15 protein-coding genes are annotated in these 18,997 nt (G+C 60.0%); 6 read left to right on the plus strand and 9 right to left on the minus strand.

Translation table 11 applies throughout. The annotated features are described in order from the left end of the window. Positions 1–35: 35 nt before the first annotated feature. The 8 genes from ACM6JQ_RS03485 to cbiE all read right to left on the minus strand — a co-directional run bounded on the left by ACM6JQ_RS03485 (position 36) and on the right by cbiE (position 5,310). Positions 36–482, minus strand: a complete 447-nt coding sequence (locus ACM6JQ_RS03485) for a DUF2946 domain-containing protein (protein WP_414893229.1) — start codon at positions 480–482, stop codon at positions 36–38. A gap of 21 nt (positions 483–503) precedes the next feature. Next, the gene (locus ACM6JQ_RS03490) at positions 504–983 is read right to left on the minus strand and encodes a copper chaperone PCu(A)C (RefSeq protein WP_007914562.1); all 480 of its coding nucleotides are present in this window, start codon (positions 981–983) and stop codon (positions 504–506) included. 48 nt (positions 984–1,031) lie between these two features. Further along, positions 1,032–1,430, minus strand: coding sequence for a DUF2946 domain-containing protein (locus ACM6JQ_RS03495; RefSeq protein WP_007914565.1), 399 nt, complete (start codon positions 1,428–1,430; stop codon positions 1,032–1,034). 97 nt (positions 1,431–1,527) lie between these two features. Further along, positions 1,528–1,818: an addiction module antidote protein gene (locus ACM6JQ_RS03500; protein WP_007914567.1), complete on the minus strand. Its 291-nt coding sequence runs from the start codon at positions 1,816–1,818 to the stop codon at positions 1,528–1,530. Between the two features lie 3 nt (positions 1,819–1,821). Further along, complete coding sequence (locus tag ACM6JQ_RS03505; protein WP_122606498.1) at positions 1,822–2,124, minus strand: type II toxin-antitoxin system RelE/ParE family toxin; 303 nt, start codon at positions 2,122–2,124, stop codon at positions 1,822–1,824. Positions 2,125–2,283: 159 nt separating this feature from the next. Further along, positions 2,284–3,012 (minus strand): cobalt-precorrin-6A reductase, encoded by a 729-nt coding sequence (locus ACM6JQ_RS03510; RefSeq protein ID WP_095113533.1) that lies wholly within the window; start codon positions 3,010–3,012, stop codon positions 2,284–2,286. Next, positions 3,009–4,106: a cobalt-precorrin-5B (C(1))-methyltransferase gene (locus ACM6JQ_RS03515; RefSeq protein WP_095113534.1), complete on the minus strand. Its 1,098-nt coding sequence runs from the start codon at positions 4,104–4,106 to the stop codon at positions 3,009–3,011. Before ACM6JQ_RS03515 ends, ACM6JQ_RS03510 begins: the two co-directional genes overlap by 4 nt. After that, positions 4,099–5,310 carry a precorrin-6y C5,15-methyltransferase (decarboxylating) subunit CbiE gene (gene cbiE / locus ACM6JQ_RS03520; protein ID WP_095113535.1) on the minus strand — a complete coding sequence of 404 codons (1,212 nt, stop codon included), beginning with the start codon at positions 5,308–5,310 and terminating at the stop codon, positions 4,099–4,101. Before cbiE ends, ACM6JQ_RS03515 begins: the two co-directional genes overlap by 8 nt. A 132-nt stretch (positions 5,311–5,442) precedes the next feature. Between cbiE and cobG the strand changes: the two genes are divergently transcribed. The 5 genes from cobG to ACM6JQ_RS03545 all read left to right on the plus strand — a co-directional run bounded on the left by cobG (position 5,443) and on the right by ACM6JQ_RS03545 (position 17,241). Continuing rightward, positions 5,443–6,738, plus strand: a complete 1,296-nt coding sequence (cobG, locus tag ACM6JQ_RS03525) for a precorrin-3B synthase (protein WP_414893230.1) — start codon at positions 5,443–5,445, stop codon at positions 6,736–6,738. Beyond that, positions 6,731–7,357: a precorrin-8X methylmutase gene (locus ACM6JQ_RS03530; RefSeq protein ID WP_007914573.1), complete on the plus strand. Its 627-nt coding sequence runs from the start codon at positions 6,731–6,733 to the stop codon at positions 7,355–7,357. Before cobG ends, ACM6JQ_RS03530 begins: the two co-directional genes overlap by 8 nt. Next, positions 7,354–8,088: a precorrin-2 C(20)-methyltransferase gene (locus ACM6JQ_RS03535; protein WP_007914574.1), complete on the plus strand. Its 735-nt coding sequence runs from the start codon at positions 7,354–7,356 to the stop codon at positions 8,086–8,088. The genes ACM6JQ_RS03530 and ACM6JQ_RS03535 overlap by 4 nt, the downstream gene beginning before the upstream one ends. Then, positions 8,088–9,788 carry a precorrin-3B C(17)-methyltransferase gene (gene cobJ, locus ACM6JQ_RS03540; protein WP_414893231.1) on the plus strand — a complete coding sequence of 567 codons (1,701 nt, stop codon included), beginning with the start codon at positions 8,088–8,090 and terminating at the stop codon, positions 9,786–9,788. Before ACM6JQ_RS03535 ends, cobJ begins: the two co-directional genes overlap by 1 nt. A 292-nt stretch (positions 9,789–10,080) precedes the next feature. Next, positions 10,081–17,241 carry a TcdA/TcdB pore-forming domain-containing protein gene (locus ACM6JQ_RS03545; RefSeq protein ID WP_414893232.1) on the plus strand — a complete coding sequence of 2,387 codons (7,161 nt, stop codon included), beginning with the start codon at positions 10,081–10,083 and terminating at the stop codon, positions 17,239–17,241. An 86-nt stretch (positions 17,242–17,327) separates the two neighbouring features. Here ACM6JQ_RS03545 and ACM6JQ_RS03550 read toward each other — a convergent pair whose 3' ends face one another. Then, entirely contained in the window at positions 17,328–17,924 is a 597-nt protein-coding gene (locus ACM6JQ_RS03550; RefSeq protein WP_007914577.1) for a MarC family protein, read from the minus strand. 233 nt (positions 17,925–18,157) lie between these two features. Here ACM6JQ_RS03550 and ACM6JQ_RS03555 point away from each other — a divergent pair, with 233 nt between their 5' ends. Further along, a complete protein-coding gene (locus tag ACM6JQ_RS03555; protein WP_414893233.1) occupies positions 18,158–18,958 on the plus strand; it encodes a hypothetical protein in 801 nt (266 codons plus the stop codon). Positions 18,959–18,997: the final 39 nt, after the last annotated feature.

Consider the following 18,997-nt stretch of genomic DNA (forward strand, 5'->3'; position numbering starts at 1 on the left):
GTCTTCTCCACCGTGTGCAATCAGAGGTGCGGTGTTTACGCTGCGACGGGCGGGGCGCGGCTGCGGGCGCCGGGGAAGAAGGTCTGCCGGGCGTGGCCCAGGCGTGGGGAGGGTGGGGTGAAGGTGTTCAGCGGCGGGATGTTGCAGGCGACGAAATCACCGCCGCCGGTCAGTGCCGGGCAATTGAACAGCAGGCTGCAATAACCGCACTTTTCCCACAACACGTGGTGCGAGGATTGCGGTGGGCAGTGTTCGGCGCTGGGCTTTGCATCATGGCCGCTGTGATCCATGCCCGGCATGTCCATCGACATGTCCATGCTCATCGGCATCGATGTCGAGACGTGTTGATCCATCGGCATCGACTGAGAAATCAGTGGGCCGATGAAGATCATCAACATGGCGAACAGGGCGATCCAGCTGCCGCGACTCAGAGTTTGATTCTGACGGCGTTGCCGGGAGGGCCTGGCGCTCTGCGGGCGCATGGGCGGAGTCTGCCGGAAGGCTTACTGGGCGTGCGCGTGGGCCTGCGTGGTTTCCGGCGGTTTCTTCTGCACCGAGACGTCGACGGTGACGTCACCGGCCTTCTCGAAATGCATCGTCAGCGGGAAGCGCTTGCCGTCGCTGAGCAGGCTGCGATCGGTCGGGTTGAGCAGCATCACGTGATAGGCCATCGGCGCGAATGTCACGTTGCCGCCGGCCGGAATGGCCACGCTCGGCACCTGCTGCATCTTCATCAGATCGCCCTGCATGACGTGTTCGTGCAGTTGCGCTTCCGGGGCGATGGGCGAGTCGACGCTGAGCAGGCGATCGTCCGTCTTGCCGGCGTTGTGAATGATGAAATAGGCAGCAACGGTCGGCGCATTTGGCGGCAACTCTTGCGACCACGGATGGGCGATCTCAAGTTCGCCCACCTTGTATTCGTGGGCATGAGCAAAGCACGCCGGCAACAGCAGCGCAGCGACGACGATGAGTTTGTTCAACATGGCAGTTCTCCAGAACGATTTGAAACGCAGGTCAATTGCGCGAACAAATCAAACCAGAGGGGAGGCGCGGGGATTGAGACTCGGCCATTGCTGGCGCGGCGTGGGTGTTTGCAACGAGGCGGGCGCCACACTGCGATTGCTTTCATAACGGGCGAAGTAAAGCTGCGGCGAATGCCCCGGCAACGCCACCAACGGTGCCGAGCCCGAGCAGCACCAGCAATGCTGCATGTTCGAATGAGTGTCGTTGCTCGGGGCCTTCTGATCGGTGGCGCCGATGTTGATCGCCACCATCTTGGTCCCGCTGCCGGTGCAGAAACTGCTCCAGAGCAACTGTTCGGCCGGTGAATTGGCCGCCTGCGCCATCGCCCCGGTCATCGGCATGGCGAGCATGTTGAACAGCACTGCAAAGCAGGCGATCCAGGCAATTGCTAGCCGGTGTCGGTTCATGGGACAGATCCATTGGGTGGGCGATCAGGCGCGGCTATTTAGCCTGATCAGGGCCGATAAGTAAAAAAGCGTCGTGCGGTTTGGTGTCGCAGCGCGTTCACAGTGTTACGGCATGCAATCGCAAACCCAGAGCCTTCATGACTTTCATGATAGTTGCGAATTCGGGATTGCCAGTGCTACTCAGCGCTTTATAAAGACTTTCGCGGCCCAAACCTGCATCCCGCGCCACTTGTGTCATGCCTTGAGCCCGGGCGATGTCATTGAGCGCTGCACGGATAAGGACGCCGTCGCCTTCATCGTCGTCAAAACAGGCATCCAGATACGCCGCCATGTCCTCGGGAGTTTTGAGGTACTCGGCGGCGTCAAAACGGGCGAATTCTTCGGTCATGATTTACTCCTCATTTCCGATGTTATGAGCCATCTGCACGGCGCGTTTGATATCTCTTTTTTGTGTCGATTTGTCGCCCCCGATCAGCAGTAGATAAATCACTTCGCCTTTGCGTGTGAAGTACATCCTGTAACCGGGGCCGTAATGAACACGCATTTCATAAACAGTGTCACCGACGAACCCGCAATCACCGAAGTTGCCATTTTCGGCTGTTTTAATTCTGGAGATGATTCGGCCTTTCCCTTTGATGTCTTTCAAGGAGTCGAGCCATTCGGAAAATATGCGGGATCGTTCAAAAGCGATCATGTCGGGATCGTATTCCTTGGGATACAAGCTGGCAAGCCGCTTTTCTTGGCTGTCTGCTTGTCGGGATTAAAGGAACCGAAGTATTGGGGTGAGGATGTAGTGAAAAACAGTCGGCTGCGTCCTCAAAAATTGCAGGTAAATTCGCAAATAAATTCGAAGTCAGGAAAAGTCTGACGTCGTCAGGGCTTCAAGGACTTCAGACGCTGATCGAAATTCCCGATCAACCTCTGGCAACCCCGGACGCTTCAACACAATCACCGGCACCCCACGTTCACGCGCCACTTCCAGCTTCGGCTCGGTGGCGGTGCTGCCGCTGTTCTTGCTGATCAACACATCGATCTGCCTCCGCTCGAACAGTGCGCGCTCATCCCCAAGCAGAAACGGCCCACGCGCACCGATCACTTCGCAGCGTTCATTGCCCGGGTAAACGTCGAGGGCGCGCAGAGTCCAGAACTGGTCCTGAGGGATTTCATTGAGGTGCTGCAGCGGTTCTCGGCCGAGGGTGAACAGCGGTCGGCGAAACGGCTTGAGGGTCGCGATCAACTCGGCCCAGTCGCTGACTTCGCGCCAGTCATCACCGGGTTGCGGCTGCCATGCCGGACGGCGCAAAGCCCAGCAGGGGATGCCGCTCAGTCGCGCGGCGGTCGCGGCGTTCTGGCTGATCTGTGCGGCATAGGGATGCGTGGCGTCGAGCAACAGGTCGATGCCTTCGTCACGAATGAATTGCGCCAGACCTTCAGCGCCCCCGTAGCCACCGACGCGCACCTGACAGGTCAGGTCGGTCGGTACTCGGCCAACGCCAGCGAGGCTATAGATATGTTCTGCCCCCAGCGTGCGAGCAATTGCCAGCGCTTCCGTGACGCCGCCGAGCAGCAAAATCCGCTTCATGCAGAACCTCCGGCATGCCCGACGATCCCGCCCTGACGATCAATCGCAAACACCTCGACCTGCACCTGCGCGGGCACCACGCTGCGGGCGAAATTCAGCGCATGGCGGCAGACTTCATCACCGAGGGCGATCCCCGCCGCACTGGCCATGGCCAATGCCTGCTGACTGGTATTGGCCTCGCGAATGCCTTGCTGCAACGCCGCATCGGCGCCAATCGCCGCCGCCCACTCCGCCAGTTGCGGCAAATCAATACTCGAATGCCGCGAGTGCAGATCCATGTGCCCGGCGGCCAGTTTGCTGATCTTGCCGAAGCCGCCGCACAGGCTGAGTTTATCCACAGGCACTTTGCGCACATGCTTGAGCACTGCACCGACAAAATCGCCCATTTCGATCAGGGCGATTTCCGGCAGGTTGTAGACCCGACGCATGGTGTCTTCGCTGGCGTTGCCGGTGCAGGCGGCGATGTGCAGGTAACCGTTGGTTTTCGCCACATCGATGCCCTGATGGATCGAGGCGATGTAAGCCGCGCAGGAAAACGGCCGGACGATGCCGCTGGTGCCGAGGATCGATAATCCACCGAGAATGCCCAGCCGTGGATTCATGGTTTTCAGCGCCAGCGCTTCGCCGCCCTCGACATTGACAGTGACGTCGAAGCCGCCGCCGTAGCCGGTCTCGGCGGCGAGCAGGCTCAGGTGATCGCTGATCATCTTGCGCGGCACCGGGTTGATTGCCGGCTCACCAACGCCGAGCACCAGCCCCGGCCGAGTCACGGTGCCCACGCCAGCACCGGCATTGAAGCGAATTCCCGGCTCACTCAGCAGCCGCACCCGCGAGTAGAGCAGCGCACCGTGGGTCACGTCGGGATCGTCACCGGCATCCTTGATCGTCCCGGCCTCGGCGCCGTCGTCGGTCAAACGACAGAACTCCAGGCGCATCTGCACCTGTTTGCCTTTCGGCAACACGATCTGCACTGCATCGGCGGACAGCCCGCCGAGCAGCAAGCGTGCGGCGGCAAGGCTGGTGGCGGTGGCGCAGCTGCCGGTGGTCAGGCCGCTGCGCAGGGGCGCGGGTTGTTCGGCAGTTTCGTCACGCATCGAGGGGTTTGACCAGATCGAGCAGGGTGATTGGCAGCGCCTGACGCCAAGTGTCGAATTCGCCGAGCGGTTGCGCCTGGGCGACATGGATACGCGTCAGCTCGCCACCGTAACGTTCGCGCCAATTCATCAGGGCCACTTCGCTTTGCAGGGTCACCGCGTTGGCGACCAGACGGCCACCGGGTTTGAGCTGTTCCCAGCAGGTTTCGAACACGCCTTCACGGGTCACGCCGCCGCCGATGAAAATCGCGTCCGGGCGCTCCAGTCCGGCCAGCGCCTGCGGTGCCTTGCCGCGAATCAATTGCAGACCGGGCACACCCAGCGCATCGCGGTTGTGTTCGATCAATTGCTGGCGACCTTCGTCGGCTTCAATGGCCAAGACGCGGCAACTCGGGTGCGCGCGCATCCACTCGATGCCGATCGAACCGCTGCCGGCGCCGACATCCCAGAGCAGTTCGCCGGGGGTCGGGGCGAGACGGGCGAGGGTGATGGCGCGTACGTCGCGCTTGGTCAACTGGCCGTCGTGCTGGAATGCCGAATCCGGCAGTCCGGCCAAACGTGACAGGCGCGGGGCGTCGGCGTCGGCCAGACATTCGATAGCGATGACATTGAGGTCGGCCACCGACGTCGCATTCCAGGCATTGGCGGTGCTGTCGATGCGCCGTTCGGCGTCACCGCCAAGGTGCTCAAGCACGCTCAGGCGACTCGAACCAAATCCGCGCTCACGGAGCAATTGCGCAACAGCAGTCGGACTCTGGCCGTCGTTGCTTAGCAACAACAGACGCACGCCACTGAACAGTTGTGCATTGAGTGCCGCCAGTGGCCGGGCCAGCAGCGACAGCGTCACCACCTCCTGCAACGGCCAGCCGAGACGAGCGGCAGCCAGTGAACAGGACGACGGCGCTGGCAGGATCAGCATCTCTTCGCTCGGCACCTGGCGGGCGAGGCTGGCACCGACGCCGTAAAACATCGGATCACCACTGGCCAATACGCAGACCGCTTCGCCACGCTGCGCCAGCACGGGCGCGAGGGCAAACGGGCTGGGCCACAATTGCCGTTCGCCGCGAATACACACCGGCAGCAAATCCAGTTGACGCTGGCCACCGACGATCCGCGAGGCGCCCAGTAGGGCACGCCGGGCGTTTTTGCCCAGGCCCTTGAAGCCGTCTTCACCGATTCCCACTACCGTCAGCCAGGGTGACATCTATATTCCTCTAAACACGCCGTTCCGACGGGCAGTCTTTTCATGCCAGCGGACAAAGCAGGCATAATACCGCGCCTTCGCCCGCGAAGCGCCTTTCCCACGCAGCCGGTCAGCCCCTTGAACGAACACCCGATGTCCACCGCCTTACGCCCCTCGGCCTGCCCGGGGTTGCTGCGTATCGTCCAGGCACTGGACGGCGGTATCTGTCGGATCAAACTCAACGGTGGTTCGATCAGCGCCGATCAGGCTGACGCGGTGGCCGACGTTGCCGAACAGTTCGGCGGGGCTATTGAGGCGACCAACCGCGCCAATCTGCAAATCCGTGGGATCGGCGAGCAATCTGCGGCACTGATCGAAGGCTTGCTTGCCGCCGGTCTTGGTCCGCGCACGGCGGCCGCTGACGATGTGCGCAACCTGATGCTCAGCCCTGCGGCCGGGATTGATCGGCAGATGCATTTCGACACTCGAGGCCTCGCCGGGCAGATCCTCGACACCTTGCAAAGCCATCCACGGTTCCACGAGCTGAGCGCCAAGTTCGCCGTGCAACTCGATGGCGGTGAAGCACTGGCGATGCTCGAACATCCCCATGATCTGTGGTTGTCAGCGTTCGAGTGTGACGGTGAAACCTTGTTGGCGTTCGGTCTGGCCGGTTGCCCGACGGATCGCGCGGTCGGCGCAGTGGCGCTGGAACACGGCCATGCACTGGTGGTTGCGGTGCTGGAATTGTTTCTTGAGTTGGCGCGGCCCGAGCAGACGCGCATGCGCCATTTGCTCGACGAGTTGCCGCTCTCGGCGTTTATCGGGCAACTGAGCACGCGCTTGCCGATCAAGCCGATCAGCCATTGGCAGCGCGCGGCCGTGGCGGACGATCTGCACATCGGCGCTCATCCGCAAAATACCTCGGGGCGGGTGTACATCGGTGCAGTGCCGGCGCTGGGCCGTCTTGATCCGGTGATGCTGCGCGGGGCGGCGCAACTGGCCCGCCAGTTCGGCAATGGCAGCCTGCGCTTCACCCCTTGGCAAAGCCTGCTGCTGCCCGACGTCAACGCAGGTGATGCGGTCCAAGTGCTGGAAGTTTTTCAGCGACTGAACCTGCTGACCCGCGCTGGCGAACCGCTTGCACGGCTGATCGCCTGCACCGGTTCCAATGGCTGCGGCAAAGGCCTGGCCGACACCAAGCAGGACGCCCGCCTTCTGGCGACGTTGCTGCCTGCTGCCCTCAACATCCACCTCAGTGGTTGCTCGCGCTCGTGCGCCGCCGCCCACTGTGCCCCGGTGACGTTGCTGGCCGTCAATCCCGGTCATTACGACCTCTATTTTCGCGATGCGACGCTGCCGGGTTTCGGCGCGCTGCACGCACGCAACCTTACTATTGAAGCGGTCGCGACCCTGCTCGCCACCCGCTCTCGGAGCCCCCTTGATGCTTGATTACATCCGCGACGGTCAGGAGATTTATCGCAATTCCTTCGCGATCATTCGCAGCGAGGCCAATCTGGCGCGCATCCCGGCCGATCTGGAAAAACTCGCGGTGCGGGTGATCCACGCCTGCGGCATGGTCGAAGCCGTCGACGGCCTGCAATTCTCCGAAGGTGCGGGTAAGGCCGGGCGCGATGCGCTGGCCGCCGGTGCGCCGATCCTCTGCGATGCGCGGATGGTCTCCGAAGGCGTGACCCGTGCACGCCTGCCGGCCAATAACGAAGTGATCTGCACCTTGCGCGACGAGAGCGTGCCGGAGCTGGCTCGCGAGTTGGGCAATACCCGCTCCGCCGCCGCGCTGGAACTCTGGCGTCCGCACCTGGAAGGCAGCGTAGTGGTGATCGGCAACGCACCGACCGCACTCTTCTATCTGTTGGAGATGCTCGACGCCGGGGCACCGAAACCGGCATTGATTCTTGGTTTCCCGGTCGGCTTCGTCGGCGCTGCCGAATCGAAAGCCGCCCTGGCCGCCGACAGCCGTGGCGTACCGTTCGTGATCATGCAAGGCCGCCTCGGTGGCAGCGCCATGGCCGCCGCCGCCGTTAATGCCCTCGCCACGGAGATCGAATGATGCAGGCCAAAGGACGTTTGATTGGTCTGGGCGTCGGCCCGGGTGATCCGGAACTGATTACTGTCAAAGCCCTGCGCCTGCTGCGCGAATCGCCGGTGGTGGCGTACTTCGTTGCCAAGGGCAAAAAGGGCAACGCGTTCGGCATCATCGAAGCGCACCTGCAAGACGCACAGAATCTGCTGCCGCTGGTGTACCCGGTGACCACCGAAGTGCTGCCGGCTCCGCTCTCGTATGAACAGGTCATCAGCGATTTCTACGATGAGGCTGCCGAAACCATCGCGGCACATCTGGATGCCGGTCGCGATGTCGCGGTGATCTGTGAAGGTGATCCGTTCTTCTACGGCTCCTACATGTACCTGCACGATCGCCTCGCCAGCCGTTACGAAGCGCAAGTGGTGCCGGGCGTGTGCTCGATGCTCGGCGGCGCTTCGGTGCTGGGCGCGCCGCTGGTGTATCGCAATCAGAGCCTGTCGGTGCTTTCCGGCGTGTTGCCCCATGAAGAGCTGAAGCGACGTCTGGCCGATGCCGACGCGGCGGTGATCATGAAGCTGGGGCGCAACTTCCCCAAGGTGCGTCAGGTGCTGGAAGAACTCGGCTTGGCCGAGCGTGCGCTGTACGTCGAGCGCGCAACCATGGCCAATCAGAAGATCGTGCCGATGGATCAGGTCGAGCCGATGTCTTCGCCGTACTTCTCGCTGATCATCGTGCCGGGCGAACGGTGGCAAGGCTGATGACTCAATCCACGCCAGCCATCGTCATTCTCGGTCAGGGTAGCCTGGCCACCGCACGGCGCATTCAGCAGGTCTATCCGGCGGCGCAGATCCACGGCCTCGCCGGGCGCGTCGAAGGCGCCGATTGCACCTATCAGGAATTCGGCGCGACCCTGCGCGCGCTGTATCAGCAGGACACGCCGATCATTGCTCTGTGCGCGGCCGGCATCGTCATCCGCACGCTGGCGCCGCTGTTGCTGGAAAAGGGCGCCGAACCGGCAGTGCTCGCGGTGGCCGAAGACGGCAGCGCCGTGGTGCCGCTGTTGGGCGGCCTCGGCGGGGTGAACGTCATGGCGCGGGACATCGCTGCCGGGCTGCAAGTCGCTGCGGCAATCACCACCAGCGGCGAGTTGCGTTTTGGTACGTGCCTGCTCAATCCCCCGAGTGGTTACGCGCTGGGCGATCTGGAACTGGGCAAGCGTTTTGTCTCTGATCTGCTGGCCGGCCACAGCGTGCGCATCGAAGGCGCGGCGCCGTGGCTGGATCAGGCGCAACTGCCGGAAGACCCACAGGCGCAGCGCTCGATTCATATCGGCAGTGCCGCGCGTGAAGCGAGCGCCAGTGAGTTACTGATCTATCCACGCAGCGTGGCGGTGGCGGTGAGTGCTGAAATCGTAGACCTGGCGGATGCCGTTCGCAGTGCGTTGCTGCAGGCGCAAATCGCCGTGCCGTCGCTGGCCTGTCTGCTGGCCAGCGAGACGCAAATGGCTTCGCCACGTTTGCGTGAAGCGGCGCTTGAGCTGGGAGTGCCGCTGCGCTTTGTTGCGGCGCAAAGCGACATCGAAAATCTGGCACGTGCCGCAGTGCCTGAGGCTGCAGTCGTGGTCAGTCACGGCATGGCAATCGCGGTTGCCGAGCAGCCGTTGAATGTTTCGAACATTGGCCGGCCACGCGGACGTCTCGCGGTGATCGGCCTCGGCCCCGGCGCTGCCGAACTGATGGTGCCGGCGGTAAAAGCCGAATTGGCTCGCGCGACCGATGTGCTCGGTTACGAAACCTACGTACGCATGGCCGGTCCGTTTCGCGACGATCAAGTGCAGCACTGCACCGATAACCGCGAAGAAATGCAACGCGCCCGTCACGCGTTCAGACTGGCCGCCGAGGGGCGTTCGGTGATCGTTGTGTCCTCGGGCGACCCGGGTGTGTTCGCCATGGCTGCGGCAGTGCTCGAAGCGTTGCACGAATCGGCTGATCCGGCGTGGCACAGCGTCGATCTGGAAATCCTTCCGGGCGTTTCCGCTTCGCTGGCCACCGCCGCGCAAGCCGGAGCGCCGCTGGGCCATGACTTCTGCGTGATGTCGCTGTCGGACAACCTCAAACCGTGGTCGATCATCGAAAAGCGTCTGGATCTGGCTGCTGAAGCGGATCTGGCCTTGGCGTTCTACAACCCGATCTCCCGTGCACGTCCGTGGCAATTGGGCCGGGCGCTGGAGATTGTCGCGCAGCATCGCTCAGCTGAAACCCCCGTGGTGTTGGGCCGCGACATCGGCCGTCCGGGACAGACCCTGCGCACCACGACACTTGGCGCATTAACTCCCGAGCAGGTGGACATGCGCACCATGGTGCTGATTGGTTCTTCGACCACCTGCACGTTTGCGCGTGCCAGCGGTGGTGATTGGGTTTACACGCCGCGCTGGTACGGCGAAAAGCCGCTTTCCTGAGTGCCGAGCCGAGGCAAGTTGTAAATAAGTTGCCTCGGTGTGACATCAAGTCGAAATTCATTCCCGGACGATTAATTTTGAATTACGGCGTTGCATCCGTTGGGAGCGCCGCTTCGCTTGTTTATCGAACGACGGGGTGCGCGTCTGTTTGTTACCGAATCGTGCGCGGAAGCAACTTGTCTGTTGTTTGATATTTCTTGGGAAACTATTTGAGTTTTGTGCTTTTTGAAGTTACCCCGCGGGCAGACTAACTTCGTCGAGGATTCTCTCAACGAATAAAGGATGAAGTTTGATGGGTGTCATGGAGCAATATGTTGACGAGTTTGATTTTATTTCCGCCGATGAATACTCCGCGTTAAAGCGCGCATTCAAGGCGTTTTCCGCTTCTGCCGAATATGCAATGTTGGTGGCGCTTTACGAGCAGGCCGGACTAGCCACCAGCCTCGCTGAAAAGCTGCAGGTTGTAACACTCTTTCTGGAAAATTTTGAACGCTTGGCAAAGCGTAACTCAGCGCCCGCAATAGCGTTGATCGATACCGTCGAAGAACAATTGCGCGCTTACATCGCCCGCTTGGCAGGCACTGTAAACATGCTCAGTGACGTGCCCAGTCCGATACCCGCAGTCATGCACTTCGTCTGGGTGGGTGGCAGTGAGGTTGGCAATATCCAGCGCGATTACATGAACATCTGGCGTCAGGTGCTGGCTGCCGAGAATTACCAGTTCAATCTCTGGTACGACAGCGATGCGTTACTGGCTTTCGAAATGAATCGGGTTATATCCGACAGCGCCAGAGTTGCTGCAATGGAGTCTGGCGGGGACACCGTGAGCAACCCCGATGAACTTGCAAAGATGATCGAAGATCGTGCGCGTGTATTAAAACGCGAGATGTTCGAGTACCTGCAACAACCGCAATGGCAAGGGAAAGCTGATCAGGCCCGGATCGACCTGATGGTGCGCGCTTACGGCAAAGACCGCACGACGCTGGAAGCCTTCCGTCAACGCTGCTTGCAAAGCCATCAGCAAATGGCCGGCAGCGACTTGCAGTTGCGTGATGTTCGACGGGAGTTCGCCGGGCACTTTCTAGAGGATGTCTATCAGCGCGAAGTGGCAATGCGCGGTAACTTTGCGGCGGCAAGCGATGTTGTTCGCTTGCAGGCCGAATATGCCGAGGGTGGTCGTTACAGCGACATGGATTATCTGCCGCCGCTGGCTGACAGACTGGGCGGTGTCGACATCAGCGGGTTCAGTGACGAGCAACGGCTGGGGGTGTTGCAGCTTTTGCTCAATCATGATGAAACGTTGATGCCCGGTCGCGACCGCCTGCGCTACGCCGATCACACGGACACTTTGCCTGCCGCACATCGCGAGGCACTGCTGGTCTTTGCCCGCAGCAAGCCCGGCGTCAAGCATATATTTGTCGCACCGCGTGAAGTCGTCAGCCCGCAACACGGTCTGCGAATGGGCACGCAATTCAGCAGAGAGATGAACGCTTATCTGCTGGCACAGCCGCAAAGCGAGATGACGCTCGCGGTCATGCAATTGATCCGCTTCAACTATGACTGCCTGCAGGCCGTTGAGCAGGCGGCCATCGCGTCGTCGGTAGACTGGTCACAGACTGAACGATTGCTCGATGTCATAGAAAACGTCATGAACGAGAAAATCGAGCAGGGGCAACTGACGCGCACGCTGCAGGATTTTCTGGGTAAGTTGAGCGAGGCGATTTTAAGCTACTACCGTGATGGTATTCGCGTCGGATCGCGCGGCACTATTGCGCTTACCGGACCCGGTGCAGCGGTGACCGGGCTGAAAAATTACGTCGAGACTCACCTCCTGCCGCACAACGAGGTTACGGTTCAGGAGCGCTTGCGACTGGCCGAGGGTTACAACGTGCAGACCGAGGAGGAAGCGATCTCCGGTTGGACCGTCAATGATGACGCCGAGCAATGGCTGGCCAAAGAGCAGGAAAAGTGGAGAGCCGGCAAACTCGGATCACGTTACACCGGGCAACTGGCGGATCTGCTTCAGCCGCAACAGACGCTGACGTTCAAACAAGGCTGGCCCGTAGTCGGCGGTAAAGCGGTGCTGCTGACGTCGGTCCTGCAACAATTGATGGATGATCTGGGCGAACCCTTTGTGCGAGCCATGAGGGACAAACTCAGCGGTGACATCAGCTTCACCAAAGCCTTTTCCATCGGCTTTGAAAATCGTCAGTTGATCCTTGCGCAACCTGTTCGCGAGCTGCCCGTTTCCCAGGGCGCCGAATCCTCAAGCAACCTCAATGAACTGCTCAGCCGCATCGCCCATGATTCTCTGCCGCTGGAACAACTCAGCCCGTTGGTGCGCGTCATGCTCGGGGGGATTTTCGGCGCGACAAGTCTGGACGACGCGAGCTTTGCCAGCGTCTGGCAAACCGTGCGCGACCTTGCTGTCGAGACTGACGGCGACGGTACTTTCGCTCGCTATGATGCGGTTGAAAAAGCCCTGCGCCAGCGGCAGTCGCCCGACTTCGAGGCCGGGCTGGCGCGTGGACAAGCGCATGACGTCCTGACAGCCCGCGAACTCAAGGTTCAGGCACTGTTTGAACCCTTGACCTTGCGCCAATGGGGCGAACGTATCGGGCAGATCAATCACACGGCGCAAGGCGAGTTCCGCTCGCGGATTCTCCAGCGCAGTGCGCAGGTGCGCGAGATATTCTTCGAGGCCGGCGCGACCTCGGCCCGGCAGCTGTCGCAGGATTTGCTGATGCACACGAGCAGTGATCCGGGGCGCCGGTGTTATCCGCTGGCGTTGCTGATGGGCGCAGCGGTGGCTGCCGGCGAGTCGGCCGAACGGACACTGGTGGGACATGTTGCCACGGCCAACATCAACCACCAGCAACCCAGTTCACAGGCATTGCTCAGTGCGTTGAATGAACTGCGAGCCTTGCCTGCCAGTGCCATTGGTGATTCCCGCGGCTTGCAGAGTCTGGACTCGGTCATACAGACACTGGAGGCGAAAAGTGCAGCCACCGTCCTGTTGCTCGACACCGGTGATCACGCCCTGCTGGTGGCCAAAGTCCAGGCAGGAGGTCAATTCGTCTATCGATTCTACGACCCGAACTTTGCCATTTATGCGTTCGCCGAAAGCGCGCAGGTGAAACTTGGCGTTGAGCGTTATCTGAGTGCCGGCGACAGTGCACTGGCCAGGCTCTACGGTCTGGGCGACATGGCCGGGGCGCGATTCAACGTGATCGAGTTGAACACTGAGGCAATGGCGGCCCGCACGCTATCGACGGGTTTGCCCCTGGACAGTTTTTTGCGCATCCCTTCGCGTGATTCACGCAGTGGCCCAGTCTGGGCAAAGCAGGCCGTGGCGCGCCAGCGTTCGCTCAGTGAAAACGCGCGGATGGGTGCCAGCCTGGCGCAAGTGGATGCGCGCTATTGGGCGCAGGCGTTTGCTCAGGCCATGCAGCAGTTGCGCAGTGAGCACTCGTTGGGGCGTGAATATCTGCCGTTGCTGGAAACGCTCACACCTCAGGCGGACGGTGACTTTTCGCTGACGTTGGTCGATGCACAGAATCCGCATCAAGTGCGAACCGTGAGCACGGCCGACCCGCGCTTCACTCAGATCAAGCAGCATCTGCATCAGAGCGTGAAGGCAGGCAAACCCAGTGGCCCGGCCGAGGCTGATGGAGGCAGCCGCTTGAGTTTCGCCTTTGCGATCCAGACGCTGATCAGCGAACTGCGCCATCGTGAATACCAGGCCGGGGATCAGTTGCCAGCCTTGTCGATTGCGCTTCAAGTCCAGGTTTACGTCAGCTATGCGCAGTTGGGTTTTGGCGTGCTCAGCGACACCGCACAGATGATCAACCTGGTGCGGCAAGTGGTGGCCAGTGAACAGGCGTTGGTCCTGCGCCAATCGTCGTTGTCCGGCCGTGTGCTCGGTCGCGGGGCAACCGGCGTTGGTTTTGCGTTTTCGCTGGTCAACATCGGCTTCGACATCCATAACCTGTCACTGGCGCAAAATTACGAGCAGCGCTCGCAGTTCTCCACGTCTCTGGCGTTCAACACAATAGCGTTGGGATTGGATGTTGCTGCATTGGCGGCAGGCGGAACGGTTGGCGCAGCGGCGGCTTTTCTGTCTGTGCCGTTACTCGGCATCGGCATCGGTGCCACGGCCATCGCCAGCAATCTTGGGCAGATTGCCGACAAGGCAACAGCGGTCGGCAATCATTTGCGTGCCATCCACAACGCTTACAAACCGGGCGCTTTCACTGTCGCAGAGGGTGTATTGCAGTTCCCGCCAGAAGCCGTGATCACCCATCTGGATCTGCAGGACAGGCGGGTTAGCTTTGACAGCCAGCGCTTTTATCCATGGGGCGGCGGCGCACTCGAATTGCCGAAATACAACGATGACCCGCAGCAGATACACCGTTCCCTCAATATCCGCCAGGCTTTCGGTCTCCCCGAGAGCGCAGCGCTGAATATCCACGGGGCCGCTTCACTGCATACCGTGGTGCTGCCTTGCACACCACTCTGCTATTACGGCTACGAATATCAACTGGGAGGCGCGGGCTATGTGTACGAGCCTCTGCCGGGAGAGCAGGTCGAGCCTCGTAACGCCAGTGAAATGCCTGAGCCAGACCTTTACTCGTACTTCAATCCGTTCGCGGCACTGGGCGATACGCTGACGAGACATCTGGATAAGCGCATCCACACACGCTATCCGCAATTGCGCGACAGTGCGGCGGACAAGCTGGAATACGACGAGCAGGGCAACCGGCGTTTTTATCTGCACAGCACACCCTCTTTCAAACACATCCTCTACAAACTGCATCCGGTCTATAAAGCGACAACGATCAGCGTGGTGCTGGACGAGCAGGTGCGCCAACTAGCGGTGCCGACCTTGCCGATGGAGTGCCAGCACAAGCTGTCCTACGAAATCAGCGCCACGTCAGACCGCTGCCAGCTCCGTCTGACCCCGGGACTGAAAACCGTGAAATTCAATGGAGCGACGCAATGGCTGGTGCATGCTCCTTGGGCCAGCATTGAGCAGGTCTGCTTTGATGACGTATCCACGATGGACGACGGCGCCCTGCAGACATACCTGGCGGGGCGTCAACTAACGGTCGACGGTATCGTGCTGTCGGCCTTCGAGGGGCTGATCGAACTGGCCGGGGGAGAGTTGTTTCAACTGGACTGGCAACGTCAGTCGCTGCGCCTGCTTTCCATCACCCTCAACGATGCTAAAGACAATCCGCGTGATGTCCTTGCCCATCTGCGCCAGCGAGACAATGAAGGGCGTCTGGGCACTGGTTACGTCACGCTTCACCGGTTCAGGGTGCCGTTCAATCCGGCCAGCCACGCTGTGCGCACAACCGCTTTTTACGATGTCGCTCGAAAACGCTTGTTGTACGCGCGCGAGCTGCCGCGCGAAGTCAACGACGGCCTGATGCTGGGCGCCGCCAGCGCTGCTCATGCGTGGTTTTATCATCCCGAGCATGCCACGGTCTGGCGCGTGGCTGTGATCAGCGGCCTGGTCGTGCATCGTTATCGGTTATTGAGTGTGGAGCCCGGTACGAAAATCAGCGCTTTCGGGCAACTGGCGGACGGCACTCTGCGAGTCTCGCAGCAGTTGCTAGAACAAAAGTCCATGAATGTGCGCACGACACTGGAGTTTCATCTGACCGACCGCGAAGTGACCCTGACGGACATCCACATGTGGTCGCCCGGTCTGGAAAAATCTTTCCTCAAGCCCGAGGAGGGCACGAGAATCGCGTTTTTCCGCCATCGCCAGAAACAACGCCGTCCCTACGCAGACGAGACACTCGGTATGGCTTCGCCCATCAGCACCTGGACCTACGCGCCATACATTCACGCCCGTGCCTGGTCCTTCGATCAGTTGCTTGAGCGGGCATGGATTGCCGCGCATCACGACAGGTACTTCCCAGCAGACACCGACAGTGACGCGGACAGGGTGATGCTGATGCCTCGAGCCTCTGATCCCGCCGCTGCGCTGCTGTTTTACAGCCGGCAAAGTCAAATGCTCAGTCATGGCATAGAACTGCGTGACAACGTGCCATGGCACAAGGCGCTTGCGAAAGGTGTGATCGATGTTACGCGCGTTGGCGAAAGCTTCCTGGCCACCCAAGACGATGGGCGAATGTTCGAAGTCGACCTCGGCGCCAAGGACGACAACTGGCTGTCCGAGCTTGATAGACCTGTGCTGAAATTTGTCGGCCTCGGCCAGCGTTGGCTGCAACAAAACCCCGACTGGCTGACGGCATTACCGGCGCTTGCCATGGAATACAGCAGCGCCGCGTTTGCAATCATCGGCTTGCGTGCCCAAGCGGGTCAGACGTTTCTGCCAGTGTGGTGTATTGACGAAAAACTTGTGTTGATGGACGCCATGGGCAGCCACGAGCTTACGTTGCTGGGGCTAACGCCCGACCGGCAAGCGGTTTGGCTGCTTGATATTACTTCCGGGCAGCTGTGGCGCCAGACGCTGGTTGCTCTCGAGCAGATGCACGCGGCGTTCGGCAACGGCAGCGTGTTGCTGCATCGCCAAGCGTTGCCACAGGCCGAGCGAGTATGGTCATCGTGGGCGTTTTGCGAAGTGCTGCCGCATGGCGACGGGCTGCTCGGGCGTACCCGCGAAGGTGTGACGCTGCAACTGCAGGATCAGCAGCCGGCGCGCATTGTCGGCATGGAAAACCGCTGGTCATACGTCCCGGGCCAGACGTCTGTGCAATTGCAGGAGCGTTTAAAAAAGCTGCTGGACGGGCAAGACCATGCCGCGTTTCTTCCCGTTGAAAATACCGGTAATCGCTACCAATACTACGTGCCGAAGCTTGATCGACTATTCGAGGTGTCTGCTCGGGACGATGGAAAATGGGCTACGTTCCTTGGTACGCGTGATGCGGCCAATCCGCTGCTGTTCGACCCGATTGACCCATTGATCTTCAGCGCCGGAACGGTCGATGGCGTCTGGTTGCCGGGTAGCTACGCCCTCCGTGACGAGGAGGTCATGGTGCTGGAAGTGAGTGATGACCTCACTGAGGTACAGCCATTGCTTGCGGACAGCGTCGAACGGTTGATTCTGACCTTCGGTTCGCGCACGGAGGGTTATCGGATATCGGCCGCAACCTGGCAGCGACTCGATTGCATCGTTGTCGATGTGCGGCGCCCATCCGCGGAGCAGGAGACGGAACCTGGCTTGTTGGTGCTGGATATGCCCGAGTGTGGGCATTGGCTGATGTCGCGGATCGATGGCCACCTGGTACTGGCCGATCCGGACAATGGCCACAGTCTGATCGTACGCGGGATCGAGGAGCAGGGGTCATGCGAACTGGCTGTCAAAATCGCTGGCCGTCAGTACGTGTTCGCACTCGAACAATGCTTCAAGGCTTTGGCGAGCGTGCAGGGCAATGACGCAACTGCCAGCCTGGCGGTGCTGGCTGACCATTTGCTCTGACCGGTGAATTCGTCTGAAAACCAAAACGCCGCGAACGTTGTCGTTCGCGGCGTTTTAATTTTGGCCGGCGCACTCGGGGGCCGGTTTCAGGGCACCAAATAGCCTTTGATCCCGGTAAAAATGATCTGCGCCGCCAGGGCGCAGACAAACAATCCCATTAAACGACTGACGATCTGCAATCCCTGATCCCCCAGAATCCGCTCAATACGATTGGACAGGTAGAGCACCACGCCCACGGTGAAGCTGGCCAGCGCGATACTGATGATCGCGGTGAGCTTGTCGTCCCAATGCGGCTGGCTGACGCCCATCACCAGCAAAGCACCGATTGTGCCCGGGCCAACCGTCAACGGGATGGTCAGCGGCACAATGGTGACGTCCTGCTGCACGTTGTCGGCTTGTACCGCCGGTTTGCCCTGCGCCATGCCCAGCGCCGAAATGAACAGCACACTGCCGGCGCCGATGCGAAACGCATCCACGGTGATGCCGAACACATCGAAAATCACCCGTCCGAACAAATACAGCAGGACGCTGGAGACCAGCGTCGCCACCGCGACCTTCCAGGCCAGCCGCCGTTGCTCCTTGCGCGAATAACCGCGGGTCAGACTGATAAAACAGGACAGCACGAAGAACGGGCTGTAGAGCACCAGCATCTTCAGGTAAACGCTGAACAACACGTGGAGCATGGTCATGTCTCGCTGGGAAGGAGAGTGGGGATGGAGTCTATCAGCGCTTTGCGGGGTTGGGGTATCGACTTTTATAGCGCTGATTGTTATTGGTTTAGTTGTTTGTTAGTTGTGGTTTTATTGCTTTGGTAAGTAGTGTTACATGTTTTTGTTTGTGGGGTGTTGGTGTCTTTGGTTATGGTCGTTTTCGCAAGTTAATGAAGGCTTGCTTAAATGATGATAAGGAATTGAAAGTGAGTAACCCAGTAATGCAACAACTCTATGTCGCCAACTGTATTAGTGCTTTGCAGCAATATGAAATTGATGAGGTTCCAACTATTCAGGGTCGTGGTGTTGCCCTGACCCTTAATTCGGGTGACGCCGTGGACGCGCCGACAAAGGCGGCAGTTGTTGGCGAGGGTCTTTTGGCATTTTCTGCTCATCTGACGGATGACAATCGGACCGACGCACAAAATGCCTTTCTTTTCGCGACACTTGTAGCCAACAAGAAATTCCCGCTCGAAAGCCAGGGCCTGGAGTGGTATCTGCTGTTTCGCGAGGTCATGACCAACTCAGGCTGGACGCCTGTTACCAAGTACTACAACGATCTGGAAGTTGCGGGCACCAGCGTACGGATGGATAAACTGGTCCTGGAAATTCTCGGCTCGGTGGTAGCGGGTCTTGCGGTGCCTGGTCCTGCAACTGCGCTGATGCTGAAGACGGCGGGCGACGCCATCGCCGCTCTGAAAAAACGCGACACCGCATTGACTCTGTATGAGCGTAATCTGCTGAACCACGGCGTTGGCGGCATCACCGCTGGCGTCTGTACCGAAGTTAATGGTGAAGCCATCATGGCCGTCGGCGCTGTGCGTTTTCTGCGTCGCAATACTTCTACTAAAGTTATGTTTGTCGATGTGGATATTCGCAATGTGAAGTTGTACACCGGTGAAACGATCTTTGCCAAGAATACCGAAGTTGCTGATAAGGCGCGCATGGCCATCAGGACTAAGCTGGGTCTGAACGTGGTATCGAAAATCGAAGAGTATGAAATCTGATTGACAGAAGAAGGGCAGTCATGGCGACTGCCCTTTTTT

It is taken from the genome of Pseudomonas sp. IT-232MI5 (assembly GCF_949767845.1).
Taxonomy (GTDB): Bacteria; Pseudomonadota; Gammaproteobacteria; order Pseudomonadales; family Pseudomonadaceae; genus Aquipseudomonas.